Raw genomic sequence first — 16928 nt, forward strand, 5'->3', positions numbered from 1 at the left:
TGTTAGAGCGATAAGTCCGTGAGCTTTTTGGAGCAGGAGCTGGTGTGAATCCAGAACCGACAGTATAGTCTGGATGGGAGAAGGATGTGTGTGAACAAAACTTGTTAAAAAGACGTATGTCAACAGGTTTATTTAGACATGACTTTTAATCATTCTTCCATAAAACTACCCTGAATTGATTCATCAATTGAGCGTAGTTTTTTTATTTTGGGAAAGGAGTGGTTTGTATATTTACAGGGATTGTAGAAGAAGTGGCAACAATTCAATCGATTCGACAAGCGAATGAAAATATGGTGTTGCAAATTCAAGCAGAAAAGATTCTGGAAGGCGCTGCTTTAGGTGATTCGATTGCAGTAAATGGTGTTTGCTTAACAATTGAAAAACTAGAGCAGCACGCTTTTCATGCGACGGTTATGAAAGAAACCTTTCATACAACAACATTACACCATCTACAATTACGTGAAAAAGTAAATGTTGAAAGAGCTTTGCAGTTACAGGGGCGGTTAGGTGGACATATCGTGACAGGGCATGTTGAAACGGTTGGAAAGATTCAACGAATTTTAAAAACATCAAATGAAATTCGTCTAACGATTGAAACAGAACCGAAATTCATCAAACAGATGGTTTTAAGAGGTTCTGTGACATTGGATGGGATTAGCCTAACAATTTTCGCGTTAAACGCGCGAACATTTGAAGTTTCGCTTATTCCACACACATATGAAACAACGATTTTGCATATGAAAAAAGTACGTGATGTCGTCAATATCGAAACTGATTACATCGGAAAATATGTACAAAGCCAAATGCCGACAATTTTAACAGAAGATTTTTTACGAAAAAATGGATTTTGAGGTGAAAGAACATGCAAGAAATAGAAGAAGCACTTCGTATCTTACGAGTGGGTGGCATGATTATCGTGACTGATTCTGAGGCACGTGAAAATGAAGGAGATCTCGTTGCATTAGCTGAAACGATTACACCTGAACAAGTAACATTCATGGCAATTGAGGGTCGTGGATTAATTTGTACACCTATTTCTGAAGAAATGGCGGCACGCTTAGCCTTAGCGCCGATGACAGTAGATAATACGGATAATCATGGAACAGCCTTTACAATTTCGATTGACCATATCGATACGACAACAGGTATCAGCGCTTATGATCGTGCCTTAACGATTCAAGCTTTAACAAGTGAACAAACCGTAGCCCAAGATTTTCGTCGTCCAGGACATGTATTCCCACTTATTGCAAAAGCTGGTGGTGTATTAGAACGTGATGGGCATACGGAAGCGGGAGTTGACTTGGCAAAGTTATGCGATAAAAAAGAAGCAGCAGTGATTTGTGAAATTATGGGCGATGACGGACATATGCTGACAGGTGAAAATTTGATCACATTCGCTAAAAAACACGTATTACCTATCATTTCAATCGAAGCATTAAAACAATATATTGAACAAACAAAAGGAGCGTATTCAAAATGAACATGATCGAAACAACATTAATCGGAAAAGACTTAAAAATCGGGATTGTATTAGGAAGATTTAACGAATTCATCACAAATCGTTTATTAGAAGGAGCGGTAGATGGTTTAAAAAGACATGGCGTAGCAGAAGAAAATATTGATGTCGTAAAAGTACCGGGGGCTTTTGAAATTCCATATATGGCAAAACAATTAACAAATTATAAAAAATATGACGCGATTATTGGTCTTGGAACTGTTATTCGTGGTGCAACAACGCATTATGACTATGTATGTAATGAAGCTGCAAAAGGAATTGCTTCAGTATCACTTGAAACGAATGTGCCAATTATTTTTGGCGTTGTCACAACGGAGTCAATTGAACAAGCTGTAGAACGTGCAGGAACAAAAGCAGGGAACAAAGGTTATGATTCGGCTGTAGCAGCAATTGAGATGGCAAATCTTCATCGTCTATTAGAAAAATAGACTAGTGTAGATGACCTAGTATGTTTTATGCCAATAGATTGCTAGTTTCAAATCGTATAAAATGACTTGGAACCTATACTCATATAATAAACCTATATCTTTAGTTCGAAAGTCGTTGTTTTGTATAGTCAGCCTATTGAATGACAGTTATAATACTCATTTGGAAAGAGTATCCATGTTTTCAATATAGGAGGGACTATAGGGTGAGAAGAACAATAATGATTGGCGCAACGCTTATGTTAGCAATTGGAATAGGTCAAACGTCAACAATTGAAGCATCAGCAGCTACACAAATAAAGTATGTGAGTATAACAAATGGTAGCAATCTAAATGTTCGAAAAAGTGCGTCAACGAAAGCAACAACATTGGGAAAATTGCAAAACAATACGAAAGTAACCGTCATTTCAACAAAAAATGGCTGGTCAAAAATTAAGTATAAAAAAGTTTATGGTTATGTAGCGAATAGTTATTTAATAAGTAAAAGACCAATTTTAAAACCTGCTTCAACTGTAACGTATTATGTCAGTACACCAGGTATTGATTTGAATGTTCGAAAAAGTCCATCAAGTCACTCGCAAAAGCTTGGGACAATAAGAAATAAAAGTAAAATAGATGTCATAAGCTATGGGAAAGAATGGTCGAAAATTCGTTATAAAACAGGGTATGCTTATGTGGCAACAATCTATTTAACGGAAAATAAACCAGCACTTCAACCGTCTACAACAACAGTTTATTATGTGAAGACAAATGGTGTTGCATTAAATGTTCGAGAAAGTGCATCTAGTACATCGACAAAATTAGGCACTTTAAAAGATCAAACAAAAGTTGATGTTGTAAGTTATGGGAAAGAATGGTCGAAAATTCGTTATCAGTCAGGTTATGGCTACGTAGCAAGTTCGTATTTAACAAAGCAGAAACCTGTTGATGGTTCATTTCAACAAATAACGGGGACATATTATGCAATTCCAGGTTTAACAACAAATTTGAACGTACGTATAGCACCAGACACAACTGCAAAAAAAATAGGTGAAATCAAGCAAAATATGAAACTACATGTTTTGGCACAATCAGATGCTTGGATGAAAATTAATTATAATGGTAAGACAGCTTATGTGAGTAAAGATTATGTATCAAAAGAAGTGAAAATAAGCTTTTCGCGTGATCAAAATCGTTCATATGAAGTATATGATGTAGAAGAAAACGGAACGATTGAAACCATTTATCAAAAACAAGAAAAAGGGATTGTGAAGTGGGGGAATGTCAATCGCGGCTTTACACATACCGAAACAGCAACATCTAAAAGTTACACATTCTTTAATTATCATACAGGATGCGGATTTGCGATTAACACACCAATCTTTAAAGGCGCAACATCAGGTAGCCTAATAAAAGGTTATAATAAGATTACATCAGTTAGTTATACAATGACCGTAAAAGCAGGAATATTTAAACAAGTAGTTGTTCAAAAGTTCTATAACTCAAAAGGAACCAATACCAAAATTGTCTACTATGCTCCGAATGCCGGTGTAATCAAAGCAGTTGAAAATGGTCACACAACATTTGAATTAATTGATGTAAATTAAATTGAAAAATCTCGTATGATTTCGAAAAATCATGCGAGATTTTTTGTTTGCAAAATACTTTCATATGAAATTATTATTTAAAATAAACCTCTGTAGTCTATATATAAAAATAAAAGGAAAGTTGACAAAAGGCTGAAAACATGAGAAGATATAAATCTTGATAAAAAGCTAGTTGAAGAAATTGGCAGTTCACGATTGTTTTTGAAGATACTTATTCACACTGGCGTGACTATGGGGTCACAAGGACGTAAAAGAAGGTAGGGTTTACGTTGCTTAGGTTAGAGAATAACAGTGTAATTTTTACCGCGGCAAGTAAATAAAGAGAGTAGTACATTCCCCGGAAGATCGGGTTGAGATAACATACAATTAGCAATATCATGAAAAAAGAGGGGTATAACCAATTATGGTTATACCCCTCGTCCAATTTAATGGAGAACATCTGAAACGTTAATACCTGTGCTTGATTTTACTTGAATTTCTGTATATACTTCTAAGTCTACTTTACGACTTGATAGTTTCGAGCCGAGATAGCCTGCTTAGAAACCAAGTAGAGCAGTTATAATGGCATGATTTGTCAATGGGAATAAAGGTGTTTCAACAACATTAGCATTTCCTGTAGAACGCCAAATATTCGGACCAATTGCACTAAAATAATACAAGAAATTAAGCCTGTAGCTGTCGTTGCGATTGCACCCGCTGCACCTAAAAATGTAGCGGCTGATAAGTAGTCGCCTGAAATAGCCCAACCATTTTGCCAACCTATTAAGCTACCATTAGCTGTATAGAGTTTTTTTACATTTTTTGTCTTTTTAGCAGTAATATATGTAACTAATAAAGTTAGACCTACAATTCCCAAAAAGAAACTAATCGTTACAGTATTTAATTAAAAACCCCCGTCTTTCAACTTTTCAACTAATGCCTTCATTTCACAATCGAATCGTATCGCCTCTTTAATGTAAAAGCTACATAAAACAATGGTCATAACAAATAGTGATAGGGCATATACCCAAACCCATGTAATCTCTCCATACATTTTCTAATGTAGTACAGTTGTGAATGAAGTGAGAATTGGTAAGGAAATATATAATGCTAGGAAAATAAAAGTTGTTAAAAATAGAAATGTTCTTCTTTTTTCACGAGTGCTTTAAATTCTTGATTTTGCCCAATCCTTTTCAAAATAGCATTTTTAAAATTTGTAAAGATAAATATATTTTGACTTACATGAAAGAATTCTTTTTAAATTAAAACGTAGCAAAAAACCGAATTCAAAAGAAATTGAGCGTAAATAACTAAAAAAGAACTTTAAAAACAAAAAAAGAATTTAAAAGAGAAAAAATGAACGAAAAAAACTTTTATTATTATTTTGAAACAATTAATTATTTCAAAATTTCCAGAAAATTGTTGTATAACAAAACAGCGTTTTTGATGTAAACGACAATGTTTTTCTGTTTTCAACATATAATACAGAATATATTGACAAAAAAGTTCTTATCGGGAATAATGAATTTAATATATTAGCGTACGGAAGAATAGTATGTGTGTAACTGTTTGAAAGAGAGATTTCCTCACCGGCTGAAAGGGAAATTCAAATAAGGCATGCGGAACCTACTTCCTAGCTCCTATGAAAACATAGGCGCATACTCCAGCGTTAACGGAATCGAGCGGAACAAAGTCAAACTTTGTTCAATTAAGGTGGTACCGCGAATGAGCCCTTTTCGTCCTTAAAATATTGGATGATAAGGGCTTTTTTATATGGAGGAATACAAATATGTACCAAAATCGAATTGTTGTAAAAATCGGAAGTAGTAGTTTGACGAATAGTAAAGGTGAAGTAGATTACGAAAAGCTACAAGAACATGTAGCAGCGATTGCCGCTTTAAAGCAAAAACACTATGATGTTGTACTCGTTTCATCAGGTGCCGTCGCTTGTGGATTCCGTCAACTAGGTTACACACAACGACCAATTACTGTAAAAGGAAAGCAAGCAGCAGCTGCAGTTGGTCAAAGTTTACTGATTCAAGCCTATACAAAAGCACTTGCACAGTACGGTTATGTAGGGGCACAAATCTTATTGACACGCGCTGATTTTCAATCGAAAAACCGCTATCAAAATGCGCATGAAACCATCGAGGAACTACTAGAGCGAAAGGTTTTGCCAATTATCAATGAAAATGACACTGTATCATTACAAGAATTAACGTTTGGTGATAATGATTTATTATCAGCACTTGTAAGTGGTTTAGTTCATGCGGAGCAACTCATTATTTTAACAGATATTAATGGATTATATACCGCAAATCCTAAAAAAGATGCTACAGCAAAGCGTTTTGATTATTTATCAGAAATTACAGATGAGTTACTTGGATATGCAACATCAGAAGGTTCAAACGTTGGAACCGGGGGCATGCAATCTAAATTACAAGCAGCCAAAACAGCTTACGACTTAGGCGTCAATGTGTTCATCGGTAAAGGTGAAGGTCCAGAAAAGCTCATCGAAATCATAGAAAAGCGTGGAGATGGTACGTATATTGAGCGACAAATCCCACAATCACTATCTTCTAAAAAACAATGGATTTCACTTTTTTCTCAAACACAGGGAGCGATTTATATTGACGAAGGTGCCGAAAAAGCGATTTTAGAAAATGGTAAGAGCTTATTACCAGCAGGTGTATATCTTGTTACAGGCAACTTTGAAGCGGGTGATGTGGTCGATGTCTTCAGAGAACGTGATTTAATTGGTAAAGGTGAAGTTTTGTATAGCGCGGAAGAATTGATGCAAGCTATGGGAAAAAGAACAAACGAATTAGCACATGATCATGTAGTGATTCATCGTGATCGTTTTGTAGCAGTAGTAAAGGAGGAAATTTAAGATGTCAGAGGTACTTGAAAAAGGAAAACGTGCGAAAGTAGCGAGCTTTACGATGATGGAGCGTACAACAGAAGAAAAAAATGCTGCGTTATGTGCGATTGCAGCACAATTATTACAAGATGAGGCACATATTTTACAAGAAAATGAGCGAGATTTAATAGAAGGAAAAGAAAAAAGGATTGATCCGGCTGTCCTAGATCGTATTATGTTAAATCACGACCGTCTCGTTGCTATTCATGATGCTTTATTACAAGTAGTAGAATTACAAGATCCGATTGGTGAAATACTTGAAGTGATTGACAAAGAAAATGGACTACATATCGAAAAACGTCGTGTACCTTTAGGTGTTGTCGGTATGATTTATGAAGCGCGTCCTAATGTAACAGTGGATGCCGCAGCCTTAACATTGAAAACTGGAAATGCAGTCATCTTACGAGGAAGTTCAAGCGCGAAATATTCAAATCAAGTATTAGTAGAAAGTATTCATCGCGCTTTAGAAAAAACAATGATTCCACAAGATGCAGTCTTACTAATAGAAGATACAAGTCGTCAAACAGCGAGTGAACTTTTTACAATGAAAGAATACTTAGATGTTTTAATTCCACGTGGTAGTAAAGCGTTAATTGATACAGTTGTAGCGAATTCAACTGTTCCTGTATTAGAAACAGGCGCAGGGAACTGCCATATTTATATTGATGAAGTTGCAAATCCACAGATGGCTACACAGATTGTACTTAACGCAAAAACACAGCGTACATCGGTATGTAATGCGGCAGAAAGTTTATTAATTCACCGAAAATATGTAGAAATACATGGTGAAGAATTAATTCAGGCATTGCTGGATGCAGATGTTACATTATACGGTGATGAAGCAATTTGTAACATGGATTCACGTATTTATTCTGCCACAGATGAAGATTATGCCACTGAATATTTAGCGATGTCACTAAGTATAAAAACAGTAGACTCGGTAGATGAGGCTATTCAGCACATTCAAAAGTATGGAACAAAGCATTCAGAAGCTATTGTTACGGAATTACAAGATAATGCAAAGAGATTTCAACAGTTAGTGGATGCTGCAGCTGTTTATCATAATGCCTCGACACGTTTTACAGATGGTTTTGAGTTTGGCTACGGGGCTGAAATTGGTATTAGTACACAAAAGTTACACGCAAGAGGACCTATGGGGCTACCAGCTCTAACTTCTGAGAAATATTATATAGATGGAGCAGGGCAAATTCGTCAATAATTCAAACAAATATGCCCATCGTTTGTAATTTTAAGCAAGCTTGTTATAATAAAGTGAACACTAGCATAGCTAGATTTATTCGTAAAGATAGGAAAGTAGGGATTTAGATGGCAACAGCAACACACACAACAACTGTAAAAGCAGGACAACAACAAGTATGGGCATTTGTAAGTGATATGGAGAAGTGGGCAAAGTTAGTACCTGGCTACCGCAATCACGAAATGATCAATGAAAAGCAGTCGAAATGGATTTTCGCTGGGAATGTAGGCGTGTTAAAAAAATCAGTTGAAGTGCAAATAGATATTATAAACTGGGAAGAACCATCTAAAATTTCATTTGATTTAACAGGTTTAACAGATAAATTTACAGGTTCAGGCTACTTTACAGCAAAGGAAATTGATGCACAAAATACAGAGATGTCAGGATTTTTAGAAATTAAAGCAGGCGGTATTGCAGCACCTGTGTTAAATCCAATTTTTTCAGCTGTATTACCAAAAGCAACATCAATGCTAACAGAACGCGTGGCAAATAAAATTCAATCTGAAGCAAAATAATTCATACACCATAAATTAAGAACTGCACCTTTTAATGAAGGGTGCAGTTTTTAGTTTGATTTCTCTATTTAATTCCCGTATGGTAAAAATATGAACAGCGAAATAAGGAGCAGATTTATGCAAGCATACTATTATGAGATTCCCGCATACTTACAACATACAGAAAAAGAAGCAATTATTTGTGACGAACAACAAGTCGGAACGATTCAACGTGTTTATTCAAATGGTTTAAAAAAAGTAATTGATCGTATGTTTGATCAAAAATATTTTGTTCAAATTGACACAAAAATTGGAGATTTTGCACCTGTAACATGTAAAAAAATTCAACGTAAAGGTAAAATTTATTACGATGCCATCGAGGAAGGGCAATCACTTTATCGAATTGCTTATATCGGTTGGAAAGAGTTGATTCCAGATTTGATGATTTCAAATAAAAAAGAGCAGATGACATTGGAGATGAATCGAGAAGGTTGGTCGCCATTTCTTTATAATGAAAAAACAATTGCTCGTTGGCGTGCAGATTATATAGAAGAGAAAGATACATTCCGAATTACATTTGAGATGTTAGAAGACAGTCCATTTCAAAACCCAGCTCTCTTTCTAGCAATTGCACAAGCCGCCCTTTTTATTGGCGCTTAATTATGGCAAAAACATGAATTTTTCATGTTTCTTACGAAAAAAGTGGTTTTCTATCATGCAAGATTCTGTAAGCTAGTCTATAATGAAGGGGTATTCTGAAATTAAGGGTTAGGAAGTGTTGGTCATTAAAAAGTTAATCCCATTCGCTATTATTATTTTACTCGTATTAAGCGTTCTATATGTGATTTTCTCTGGGAAATCAGAAAAAACAATGGAAGTACCAAACGGTAAAGAATTCATTTCTGTACAGGTTCAAACCATTGAAAACAATAAAGAAGTGAAGTCAAAAACAGTTACATTAACAGACAAAGAAAAACTGGATGAGATTTTACGTGCAGTAGACGGTCTAAAAACAAAACAAAGTACAATTACGAATACAGAAAAAGAAATCAAAGACGTTGATTCGTATTTCTTCTACTTTGAAAACAAAAAAGAACGAGATCCACGTAAACCATTCCCTTATAGCTTCTTTATTACAGAAAAAGGCTACATTTACTACACACATAATGCAATCAATAGTCTAGATACACCACAACGTACAGTTGAAGCGCATCCAGATGTATTGAAAAAGCTAAAAGAAATTACAGGTGTACAATAAACTTTAACGATAAAAGAGTTTCAGCACATAAAATGCTGAGACTCTTTTTAGTATTTATAAGAAAAAGTTGGAAAGCAGCTTTCATGTTTAATAGAAGGAAAATAGAGTAAGGGTAGCATGTAAAAGCTGTTCTATGCTATGCTATGAATGGTTTTAAGGGGGGAAATGAATTGAAAATAATGAGAGAATTAATGGCCTATATTTTAGTCCTTGTATTACTATGTATGGATTTCTTTAGTAATTGGCATATTTGGACGGTTGTTCCAAAAACAGTGATGATTATTGTGTTTATTATTGGAATTATTATCTGTTTCACACCGACAAAGAAATTAAATTTAGAACAAAACTTTTGGTTACAAGTACGCGTCATCGCAGCCGTTCTTATTTTAATTTTTGTCTTACCATTATTTGGAGGACATTCAGAGCTTGGTTTATCCGTAACGCAGCCATTCTTTATTATTATTTTAGCGTTAAGTGCACTTCAACTTCGCATGCAATGGAAACGTGTACAACAAGAAAAAGTAAAAGAAGAAGAATTAAAAAAGCAACAAGAAAAGTTGAAGGGGAAGCGTAAATAATGCATGTATATGTAGTCGATTTTGCTTGGCATGGTAATCAAACACTCTTTATCGAACTAAAAGGCACAGATGATAACCGAAAATTTGAAGGAATGGTTCGTGTTGTAGATGGAATCATTTATGGGGATTTAGTCCATCCTACGAAAAGTACTTTATCAAAAGAAGCGATTTCATACATAAAAAATTATGTAAGCGAGCAAATTTCAGCGAAAAAATTTTAATCTTAAAAAAGCAGGGATTTATCTCCTGCTTTTTTATTTTTAAACCCCTAAAAATAGGTATAAATAACCGTGCAAAAAGTCTCGTTTCCATGTAATATAAGTTTTATCAACAAATATTTTATATGCAGATGGGGGAAAAAAATTGTCTATACAAAAAAAATTAAGTTTAGGCTATATTACATTGTTGGTTTTAATGATTATTATGATGGTATTTACATATAATCGATTAGATGCAATTGAAAAAAGTTTTGAAGATGAAGTACAAGGAAGTTTTGATAATATTAGCTTAGTAACTGATGTAAAATATTTGATTGCGATGCAAGGAATTCAACTTCGTGATTATGTTCTGACAAAGTCAGATACAGCGAAAATTTCTTTAGAGAGTGTACGTGATGAAACGACAGCACAAGTACAAAAGTTACAAAAAATAACAAAAAACGATTCAGATATTAAGAAAAGTGTAGAGTCGATTACAGTGCATGATCAAGAATTTAATGATGTAAGTGTTAGTTTAATTAAAGCAGTAGACGATAATTCAGATGAATCAGCTATTTTTGCTGAATTAAATAAAGCAAAATCGATTAATGATAGTGTTATGGAATCAGTTAAACAAATTGAGAAAAAAGAGCGTACAACATTAGAACATGCAAAATCAGATTTACAACGTACAGCAATAATGTCAAAAATATTATCAGTTATTGTTGGGATTTTAAGTGCAATTATAGCTGTTTTCTTTGTTCTTTATATTAAACGCTCAGTCGTAAAACCAATTTTAAGAACTGTTCAAAATGTGAAAGTATTAGCTACGGGGAATTACACAGATGAAGATTTAAAAGTAAATACAAAAGATGAAATTCAAGAATTAGCAGATTCAATTAATGAAATGAAATATAATACAAAAAATTTAGTACAAGGTATTTCGGATAGTGCCGCGCAATTAAGTGCTTCAATTGAAGAATTATCTGCAAGTACACATGAAGTATCAAAAGCAGCAGAAGAAGTAAGTTCACAAGTAGAACTAACAGCATCTGCAGCAACAGACTCAGCAGCGAATGCGCAAGATAGTGCAGAAGCGATGCACGAGACAGCAGTTGGTGTACAGCGTATTGCGCAGTCATCTCAAAAGTTATTTGACCATGCAAAAGAAGCAAATGCTTTAGCGATTAACGGAGCAGATATTTTAAAAGTGGCTAAAAACCAGATGGATACAATTGCTAGTTCTACAAATCAAACGCATGAATTAATTCATCGTTTAGCAGAACAGACAAGTCAAATCCAAAGCATGTCAAAAGTCATTACAGATATTACAGAACAAACGAATCTACTTGCACTCAATGCCGCGATTGAAGCAGCTCGTGCGGGTGAGCATGGTAAAGGTTTTGCAGTAGTGGCAGAAGAAGTACGTAAACTAGCAGAAGAATCGAAAAGATCAGCAAGCCAAATTGTTCAATTAACTGCGACAATCCAAGAAGATACAGTAGTAGTAGCAGAATCTGTACAAACTGGATTAAAGAATGTAAAAGAAGGTGTTTACATTATTGAGAATGCAAGTACAGCATTTGGTAGTATTGAACAAAGTGTTGGGCAAATGACGACACAACTGGAAGACGTAACAGCGACTTCAGAAGAGTTGTCTGCTGGGACAGAAGAAGTAACAGCTTCTGTATCAGAAATTGCTTCACATACAAGTAGTGCTGTAACAGCAACAGCAAGTATTACAGCAGCAGCAGAAGAACAAACTGCTACACTACAAGAAATTAATAGCGTTGTAGCAGAAATTTCTTCACAAGCGATTGAATTGCATGAATTAACACAATCGTTTAAAGTATAGGAATAACGATTAGTAAAGGAGGAGGGATTGCTTAGATGGCAATTCCTTCTTTTCAATTAGTAATATAAATCGATATGATAAAATAGAGTATGAGGTGAATTCAATGGATATTCGCTTAATTGCCATTGATTTAGATGGAACATTATTAAATTCTGAATTGCAAATTACACATCACACAATTGACGTATTAAACCGCGTACCATCAAATGTGGAAATGGTTATTTGTACAGGAAGGACGATTGTAGAATTACCAGAAGAACTACAATATATACCGAATATACGCTATATCATTACATCGAATGGTGCAGCAGTTTGGAACCGTCAAACAAAAGAAAAGCTATCTGAATGTGCTCTTACATCAACAGAAGCTATTACCTTAATGAAAGGTTTTCAACAATTTGACGTACGTATGGAAGTTTTTATGCTAGGAAGAATCTTAGTAGAGCCTTATTATTATGAACATTTTGAAGCGTATGGTGGTAGTCAGCATACAGACTTTTTAAAAAAGACCCGTACACCAAAAGAAAATGTTTTACAATACGTAGAAGAATTATGCGAACCTGTTGAAAAATTTAATTTATTTTTTAAACATGAACATGAACGTTATACAGCAATTCAACAATGTATTGAAGCAGGATATCAAGTGACAACTTCTTTTGCGCATAATGTAGAAGTAAATGCGATGTGTGCAAGTAAGGGGCGCGCACTACAAACACTTGCGGAAATACTAGGTATTCATCAGCAGTATATTGCAGCAATTGGTGATCAAATTAATGATTTATCGATGCTTGACTATGCAAATTATCCGATTGCGATGGGGAATGCAGTAGATGAGGTGAAGCGTGTTGCCGTAGTTGAAACATTAACAAATAGAGAAGACGGTGTAGCCGCTGCAATAGAGAAGTATATTATTAAAGGGGAAAAAAATGAACGTTTATTCTTTTAGTGGACCGAGTGGTACAGGAAAAAGTTCTTTTGCACTTGAGTTAGCACATCAATTAGGGGTAGATGCGATTATTGATGATGGTTTATTCATTATGAATGGTTGTCGAAAAGCAGGAACATCAGCAAAGTTTGAAAAAAGTGCTTTTAAAGCGGTAAAGCGTGCGATTTTTTCAGATGATACACATGTAGAAGAAGTACAAGAAGCTATGCAAGAAGTACAACCAGAAAAACTTATGATTATTGGTACATCGGATCGCATGACAATCCGAATTGCAGAGCGTCTGGGTGTAGGGGAGATTGAACACTTCTATCATATCGACGAATACCGTACTCTAAAACAAATGAAAATGGCGAAGTTTATTCGCAAAACAGAAGGAAAGCATATTATGCCTGTTCCATTCGTTGAAGTACAGCAAAATTTCTTTAAAAGATTAGTGATGAAAGGGTTTGAAATTTTCTCAACGAAAAAAGAAAAAATCGGTGAAACAACGATTGTTCAGCCTGATTTTCATGAAGATTTACTGGTTTATAAAACAAAAGACTTTACACAATGCATACGTCAAGTATGTGAAGATTCTCCATATATTATGGATGTAACAAAATTACAATTCACGCTATATCCACTACCAATTGCGAAATTAGTACTTGTTTATTCAAGTAATGAGACAGAGCGTATGGATGAAAAATTATACATGTTACAACAGCAAATTAATCAAGCCTTTGACGAACAATTTGAAATTGAGTTTGACACGATTGATCTTCAAGTCGAGCATTTAGCTTCGCAAAAAAAGCCATTAACAATAAAAAACAAGCTGCAGTAGTTGAACACTAGAGCAGCTTGTTTTTTATTGTTCTTCTATTTTACGTGTAAATCTAGCAGGACGTTTTTCGACAAAAGCACGTACACCCTCTGGGAAGTCATGTGAATCAACAAATGGTGTTGAGCCTGTCCATAGGCTTGGAGCAGAATCCACACACTCTTGTACGGCTTGTTTGACTGCAAGTAGAGAAGCTGGAGACATAGAAGCAACGAGCTTCCCAAGTCGAATCGCATAACGGTCTAAATCTTTTTCCGCCACTAAATAATTAAGTAAACCAAGTCCATCGGCTTCTTCTGCTTTAAGCACACGCCCTGTATACACTAAATCTTTCGTCATAGATGGTCCAATTAATTGAACAAGTCGTTGCGCAAAATGATTATTCAATGTAATACCTAACTTCCCAACAGGAATACCTAACTTAGCTTGATCGCTACCGATACGTAAATCACATGCAAGTGCTAATTCAAGTCCTGCACCCATTGCAGGCCCATTGATAACGGCAATTGTTGGAATGGCTAATCGCTCGATTGTTGAAATCGTTTTTTCCATGTGAACAAAAGCTTGTTCAGCTTCTTCTAAAGAGATGGAATTGAACTCTTTAATATCCGATCCAGCTGTAAATTGATTCCCTGATCCACGAATTAATAATACTTTATTCTTTGGATTTTTAAGTACCTGTAGCGCGATTAAACGTAGCTCATTCCACATATTTGCGGTTAATGCATTTTTAGCTTGTGGTCGATGGATTGTAATAATTGCAAGTCCAGCAGTTTCTTGATAAACAATTTTTGCATCTTCTTTTTCTAATCTTGTTGTTGAAACTTTCATGTTGTACTCCCCCTTTGTGTATTCAATGCAACTATTATAGTACAGATTTTACTTTTAGAGAACTGATCTATAAAAACGATGCATGAAAAGATTTATGATAAATCTTAATAGGGGCTATAAAAAATGTTCGTGTATCATTTAGGAAAGCAAAGGAAGCTCATACACGCTTACCTTTTTCGTGAAAATTTATTTTTTAGAATAAAAATAGGTGTTATGATAGAAAAATACTAAAAAAAGAGGTGTTTATGAGTCTTATATACGCTAAATCAACATTTGAAAGTAACAACTTATCAATGTGTTAGAGGTTTTAGTTCAAAAAATAATGAAAAATAAGTGAAAATAGTAGACAAAATTTAAAGTGTGTGAAAATATTCACGAACGTTGATATAACAGGATTTCTCGAGATTTCAAGACATCATACCTATTACAAAAATGCATAGAAAATAATAAGCTAATATACTGTACATTATGGAAATGTGGTGTTAGAGTATATGTAAGTTAAAAATGTGAACAAAATTTGAGCGAACAATAAAATTAATAAATTTTTTAAAAAAGTGATTTGTTCAAATTAAGAAAAAAAGGAGCCACATAAAATGAAATTACTTGCACCAAAGCCATTTACAATTGAAGGCGGAAAAAGAGCAGTCCTCCTACTTCACGGGTTTACTGGTAGTACGAAGGATGTAAAAAAATTAGGACAATTTTTAAATAAAAAGGGATATACATGTCACGCACCAATGTATCGTGGTCACGGAGTTAGCCCTGAAGAAATTCTTCGTTACGGCGCAAAATATTGGTGGGAAGACGTAACAAGCGGCTACCATCATTTAAAAAGCTTAGGCTATGAAGAAATCGCAGTAGTCGGCATTTCATTAGGTGGCGTGTTTACATTAAAAGTGGGCGCGGAATTCCCTGTTAAAGGTGTTGTATCAATGTGTGCACCAATTAAACGTCGTTCAAGTGACGGTTTATTCGAGCGTCTATATAAATACGCTGAAGTATACAAAAAATTCGAAGGCAAAGACGAAGAAACAATTGCTAAAGAATTAAAAGAGTTAGAAAACATGGATCGCCACGCAATTATGGAAATTCAAAAAATGATTGAACATACAAGCGATGAAATCGGTGAAATCGACACACCAACACTTGTATTACAAGGTAAACTAGATGATGCACTATACCAAGAATCAGCACCATTCATTTTTGATACAGTAGATACAACAGAAAAAGAAATCATTTGGTATCCAAACTCAGGTCACATTATCACTCTTGGTCAAGAACGCGAACAAGTATATCAAGATACATTAGAATTCTTAGATCAATTAGATTGGCAAGCATCAGCAGAAGCAACAAACTCATCTGTACAAGCACTATAGTATATAGTCAGTCATTATAAGATTTGTTGAGAGAATAAGCTGAATTATATTTGTAATATGAAAGTGAGACATATTGTATGTCTCGCTTTTTTTATGTAAAATAGGGCGAATTTCTGACGAAAATAGCATAATTGACCTAATTAACTAAAAAATCCTTTATAATAAAAGAGAAGAAAAAAGAAAGGATGAGGAATTTGGCAAATATCCCAAATTGTCCACAATGTCAGTCAGAGTATGCATATGAAGATGGAAATCTTTTCGTCTGCCCAGAGTGTGCGCATGAATGGACAGCTGAATCACAAAAAGAAGCAGAAGAGTCTGCGAAAACACGCGATGTCAATGGGAACGAACTACAAGACGGTGACGTGGTAACAATTATAAAGGATTTAAAAGTTAAAGGTGGTTCAGGACCTTTAAAAGTTGGCACAAAAGCGAAAATTCGTTTAGTTGATGGTCCAAATGGTCATAACTTAGAAAGTAAATTTGATGGTGTTGGTACACTTTATATTAAGTCCGAATATGTGAAAAAAATATGATTGTACTTATCCTGGTTATCCTTTTATTTCTAGGATTAACAATTGTTTTTGCTCTTGGAAAAGGTGAGATGCTCATTGCAGGCTATAATACAGCTTCAAAAGAAGAAAAGGAAAAAGTGAATACTGTACGCATGTGCAAAGACTTTTCGAAAATGACAGGTGCGATTACACTATCCCTTGTCCTCTTTCTTCCGGGCGCATTATGGAATCAAGAGATTTACTTTATTTTAGGAACAGCTGGCATTATTTTAGCGACAATCATTGGATTAATTTATATGAATACAGGTAATCGCTACGAGCGAACATAATAAGGAATTGTAGAGAGGTTAGGGAATGAACTAGCCTCTTTTTTCGGC

Annotated in this window: 19 protein-coding genes, 1 pseudogene and 1 other annotated feature; of the genes and pseudogenes, 17 read left to right on the forward strand and 3 right to left on the reverse strand. The window is 34.8% G+C overall.

Annotated features, from left to right (window positions below; all coding sequences use genetic code 11):
- The first annotated feature begins 218 nt into the window (after nucleotides 1-218).
- The 4 genes and pseudogenes from ribE to KGI01_RS11360 all read left to right on the forward strand — a co-directional run bounded on the left by ribE (nucleotide 219) and on the right by KGI01_RS11360 (nucleotide 3527).
- On the forward strand, nucleotides 219-851 hold the full coding sequence (gene ribE / locus KGI01_RS11345; protein ID WP_255314785.1) for a riboflavin synthase: 633 nt from the start codon (nucleotides 219-221) through the stop codon (nucleotides 849-851).
- 11 nt (nucleotides 852-862) lie between these two features.
- Nucleotides 863-1447, forward strand: a pseudogene (gene ribB, locus KGI01_RS11350) (3,4-dihydroxy-2-butanone-4-phosphate synthase); the annotation flags it as partial.
- Between the two features lie 29 nt (nucleotides 1448-1476).
- Nucleotides 1477-1944: a 6,7-dimethyl-8-ribityllumazine synthase gene (gene ribH / locus KGI01_RS11355; RefSeq protein WP_141274770.1), complete on the forward strand. Its 468-nt coding sequence runs from the start codon at nucleotides 1477-1479 to the stop codon at nucleotides 1942-1944.
- 203 nt (nucleotides 1945-2147) lie between these two features.
- On the forward strand, nucleotides 2148-3527 hold the full coding sequence (locus tag KGI01_RS11360; protein ID WP_170214785.1) for an SH3 domain-containing protein: 1380 nt from the start codon (nucleotides 2148-2150) through the stop codon (nucleotides 3525-3527).
- Nucleotides 3528-4101: 574 nt separating this feature from the next.
- On the opposite strand, the gene KGI01_RS11365 is transcribed toward KGI01_RS11360, so the two are convergent.
- Nucleotides 4102-4395 carry a sodium:solute symporter family transporter gene (locus tag KGI01_RS11365; protein WP_141274772.1) on the reverse strand — a complete coding sequence of 98 codons (294 nt, stop codon included), beginning with the start codon at nucleotides 4393-4395 and terminating at the stop codon, nucleotides 4102-4104.
- Nucleotides 4396-4410: 15 nt separating this feature from the next.
- Nucleotides 4411-4560, reverse strand: coding sequence for a DUF485 domain-containing protein (locus KGI01_RS14110; RefSeq protein ID WP_307723185.1), 150 nt, complete (start codon nucleotides 4558-4560; stop codon nucleotides 4411-4413).
- A gap of 478 nt (nucleotides 4561-5038) precedes the next feature.
- Nucleotides 5039-5253: a binding site (T-box leader), on the forward strand.
- A gap of 42 nt (nucleotides 5254-5295) precedes the next feature.
- On the opposite strand from KGI01_RS14110, the gene proB reads away from it, so the two are divergent.
- From proB to KGI01_RS11420, 10 genes are all read left to right on the forward strand, one after another.
- Complete coding sequence (gene proB, locus KGI01_RS11375; RefSeq protein ID WP_141274773.1) at nucleotides 5296-6396, forward strand: glutamate 5-kinase; 1101 nt, start codon at nucleotides 5296-5298, stop codon at nucleotides 6394-6396.
- 1 nt (nucleotide 6397) lies between these two features.
- Nucleotides 6398-7645: a glutamate-5-semialdehyde dehydrogenase gene (locus KGI01_RS11380; protein ID WP_141274774.1), complete on the forward strand. Its 1248-nt coding sequence runs from the start codon at nucleotides 6398-6400 to the stop codon at nucleotides 7643-7645.
- Between the two features lie 107 nt (nucleotides 7646-7752).
- Nucleotides 7753-8199, forward strand: a complete 447-nt coding sequence (locus KGI01_RS11385) for an SRPBCC family protein (protein ID WP_141274775.1) — start codon at nucleotides 7753-7755, stop codon at nucleotides 8197-8199.
- Between the two features lie 117 nt (nucleotides 8200-8316).
- Nucleotides 8317-8838 carry a tubby C-terminal domain-like protein gene (locus tag KGI01_RS11390; protein WP_141274776.1) on the forward strand — a complete coding sequence of 174 codons (522 nt, stop codon included), beginning with the start codon at nucleotides 8317-8319 and terminating at the stop codon, nucleotides 8836-8838.
- A 115-nt stretch (nucleotides 8839-8953) separates the two neighbouring features.
- Nucleotides 8954-9436, forward strand: coding sequence for a hypothetical protein (locus KGI01_RS11395; protein WP_141274777.1), 483 nt, complete (start codon nucleotides 8954-8956; stop codon nucleotides 9434-9436).
- A gap of 170 nt (nucleotides 9437-9606) precedes the next feature.
- Nucleotides 9607-10014, forward strand: coding sequence for a hypothetical protein (locus KGI01_RS11400; RefSeq protein WP_373863138.1), 408 nt, complete (start codon nucleotides 9607-9609; stop codon nucleotides 10012-10014).
- Nucleotides 10014-10235 carry a hypothetical protein gene (locus KGI01_RS11405; RefSeq protein WP_141274778.1) on the forward strand — a complete coding sequence of 74 codons (222 nt, stop codon included), beginning with the start codon at nucleotides 10014-10016 and terminating at the stop codon, nucleotides 10233-10235. The genes KGI01_RS11400 and KGI01_RS11405 overlap by 1 nt, the downstream gene beginning before the upstream one ends.
- 142 nt (nucleotides 10236-10377) lie before the next feature.
- Nucleotides 10378-12066, forward strand: a complete 1689-nt coding sequence (locus KGI01_RS11410; protein ID WP_141274779.1) for a methyl-accepting chemotaxis protein — start codon at nucleotides 10378-10380, stop codon at nucleotides 12064-12066.
- A gap of 103 nt (nucleotides 12067-12169) precedes the next feature.
- Nucleotides 12170-13012, forward strand: a complete 843-nt coding sequence (locus KGI01_RS11415) for a Cof-type HAD-IIB family hydrolase (RefSeq protein WP_141274780.1) — start codon at nucleotides 12170-12172, stop codon at nucleotides 13010-13012.
- A complete protein-coding gene (locus tag KGI01_RS11420) occupies nucleotides 12993-13832 on the forward strand; it encodes a hypothetical protein (protein ID WP_141274781.1) in 840 nt (279 codons plus the stop codon). Before KGI01_RS11415 ends, KGI01_RS11420 begins: the two co-directional genes overlap by 20 nt.
- A gap of 24 nt (nucleotides 13833-13856) precedes the next feature.
- Here KGI01_RS11420 and KGI01_RS11425 read toward each other — a convergent pair whose 3' ends face one another.
- The gene (locus tag KGI01_RS11425; protein WP_141274782.1) at nucleotides 13857-14660 is read right to left on the reverse strand and encodes an enoyl-CoA hydratase/isomerase family protein; all 804 of its coding nucleotides are present in this window, start codon (nucleotides 14658-14660) and stop codon (nucleotides 13857-13859) included.
- Between the two features lie 593 nt (nucleotides 14661-15253).
- Between KGI01_RS11425 and KGI01_RS11430 the strand changes: the two genes are divergently transcribed.
- From KGI01_RS11430 to KGI01_RS11440, 3 genes are all read left to right on the forward strand, one after another.
- Complete coding sequence (locus tag KGI01_RS11430) at nucleotides 15254-16036, forward strand: alpha/beta hydrolase (protein WP_068453247.1); 783 nt, start codon at nucleotides 15254-15256, stop codon at nucleotides 16034-16036.
- A 194-nt stretch (nucleotides 16037-16230) separates the two neighbouring features.
- The gene (locus KGI01_RS11435) at nucleotides 16231-16572 is read left to right on the forward strand and encodes a zinc ribbon domain-containing protein YjdM (protein WP_141274783.1); all 342 of its coding nucleotides are present in this window, start codon (nucleotides 16231-16233) and stop codon (nucleotides 16570-16572) included.
- Nucleotides 16569-16880 (forward strand): DUF3784 domain-containing protein, encoded by a 312-nt coding sequence (locus KGI01_RS11440; protein WP_141274784.1) that lies wholly within the window; start codon nucleotides 16569-16571, stop codon nucleotides 16878-16880. Before KGI01_RS11435 ends, KGI01_RS11440 begins: the two co-directional genes overlap by 4 nt.
- The last annotated feature ends 48 nt before the right edge of the window (nucleotides 16881-16928 follow it).

The sequence above is a fragment of the Kurthia gibsonii genome, assembly GCF_006539985.1.
Taxonomy (GTDB): domain Bacteria; phylum Bacillota; class Bacilli; order Bacillales_A; family Planococcaceae; genus Kurthia; species Kurthia gibsonii.

What these genes read in the sequence shown, in the direction of transcription:
- ribH (WP_141274770.1), top strand. Translation starts at nt 1,477, where the DNA reads ATGAACATGATCGAAACAACATTAATCGGAAAAGACTTAAAAATCGGG.
- KGI01_RS14110 (WP_307723185.1), bottom strand. Translation starts at nt 4,560, where the DNA reads ATGTATGGAGAGATTACATGGGTTTGGGTATATGCCCTATCACTATTT.
- proB (WP_141274773.1), top strand. Translation starts at nt 5,296, where the DNA reads ATGTACCAAAATCGAATTGTTGTAAAAATCGGAAGTAGTAGTTTGACG.
- KGI01_RS11380 (WP_141274774.1), top strand. Translation starts at nt 6,398, where the DNA reads ATGTCAGAGGTACTTGAAAAAGGAAAACGTGCGAAAGTAGCGAGCTTT.
- KGI01_RS11385 (WP_141274775.1), top strand. Translation starts at nt 7,753, where the DNA reads ATGGCAACAGCAACACACACAACAACTGTAAAAGCAGGACAACAACAA.
- KGI01_RS11390 (WP_141274776.1), top strand. Translation starts at nt 8,317, where the DNA reads ATGCAAGCATACTATTATGAGATTCCCGCATACTTACAACATACAGAA.
- KGI01_RS11405 (WP_141274778.1), top strand. Translation starts at nt 10,014, where the DNA reads ATGCATGTATATGTAGTCGATTTTGCTTGGCATGGTAATCAAACACTC.
- KGI01_RS11415 (WP_141274780.1), top strand. Translation starts at nt 12,170, where the DNA reads ATGGATATTCGCTTAATTGCCATTGATTTAGATGGAACATTATTAAAT.
- KGI01_RS11420 (WP_141274781.1), top strand. Translation starts at nt 12,993, where the DNA reads ATGAACGTTTATTCTTTTAGTGGACCGAGTGGTACAGGAAAAAGTTCT.
- KGI01_RS11425 (WP_141274782.1), bottom strand. Translation starts at nt 14,660, where the DNA reads ATGAAAGTTTCAACAACAAGATTAGAAAAAGAAGATGCAAAAATTGTT.
- KGI01_RS11430 (WP_068453247.1), top strand. Translation starts at nt 15,254, where the DNA reads ATGAAATTACTTGCACCAAAGCCATTTACAATTGAAGGCGGAAAAAGA.
- KGI01_RS11440 (WP_141274784.1), top strand. Translation starts at nt 16,569, where the DNA reads ATGATTGTACTTATCCTGGTTATCCTTTTATTTCTAGGATTAACAATT.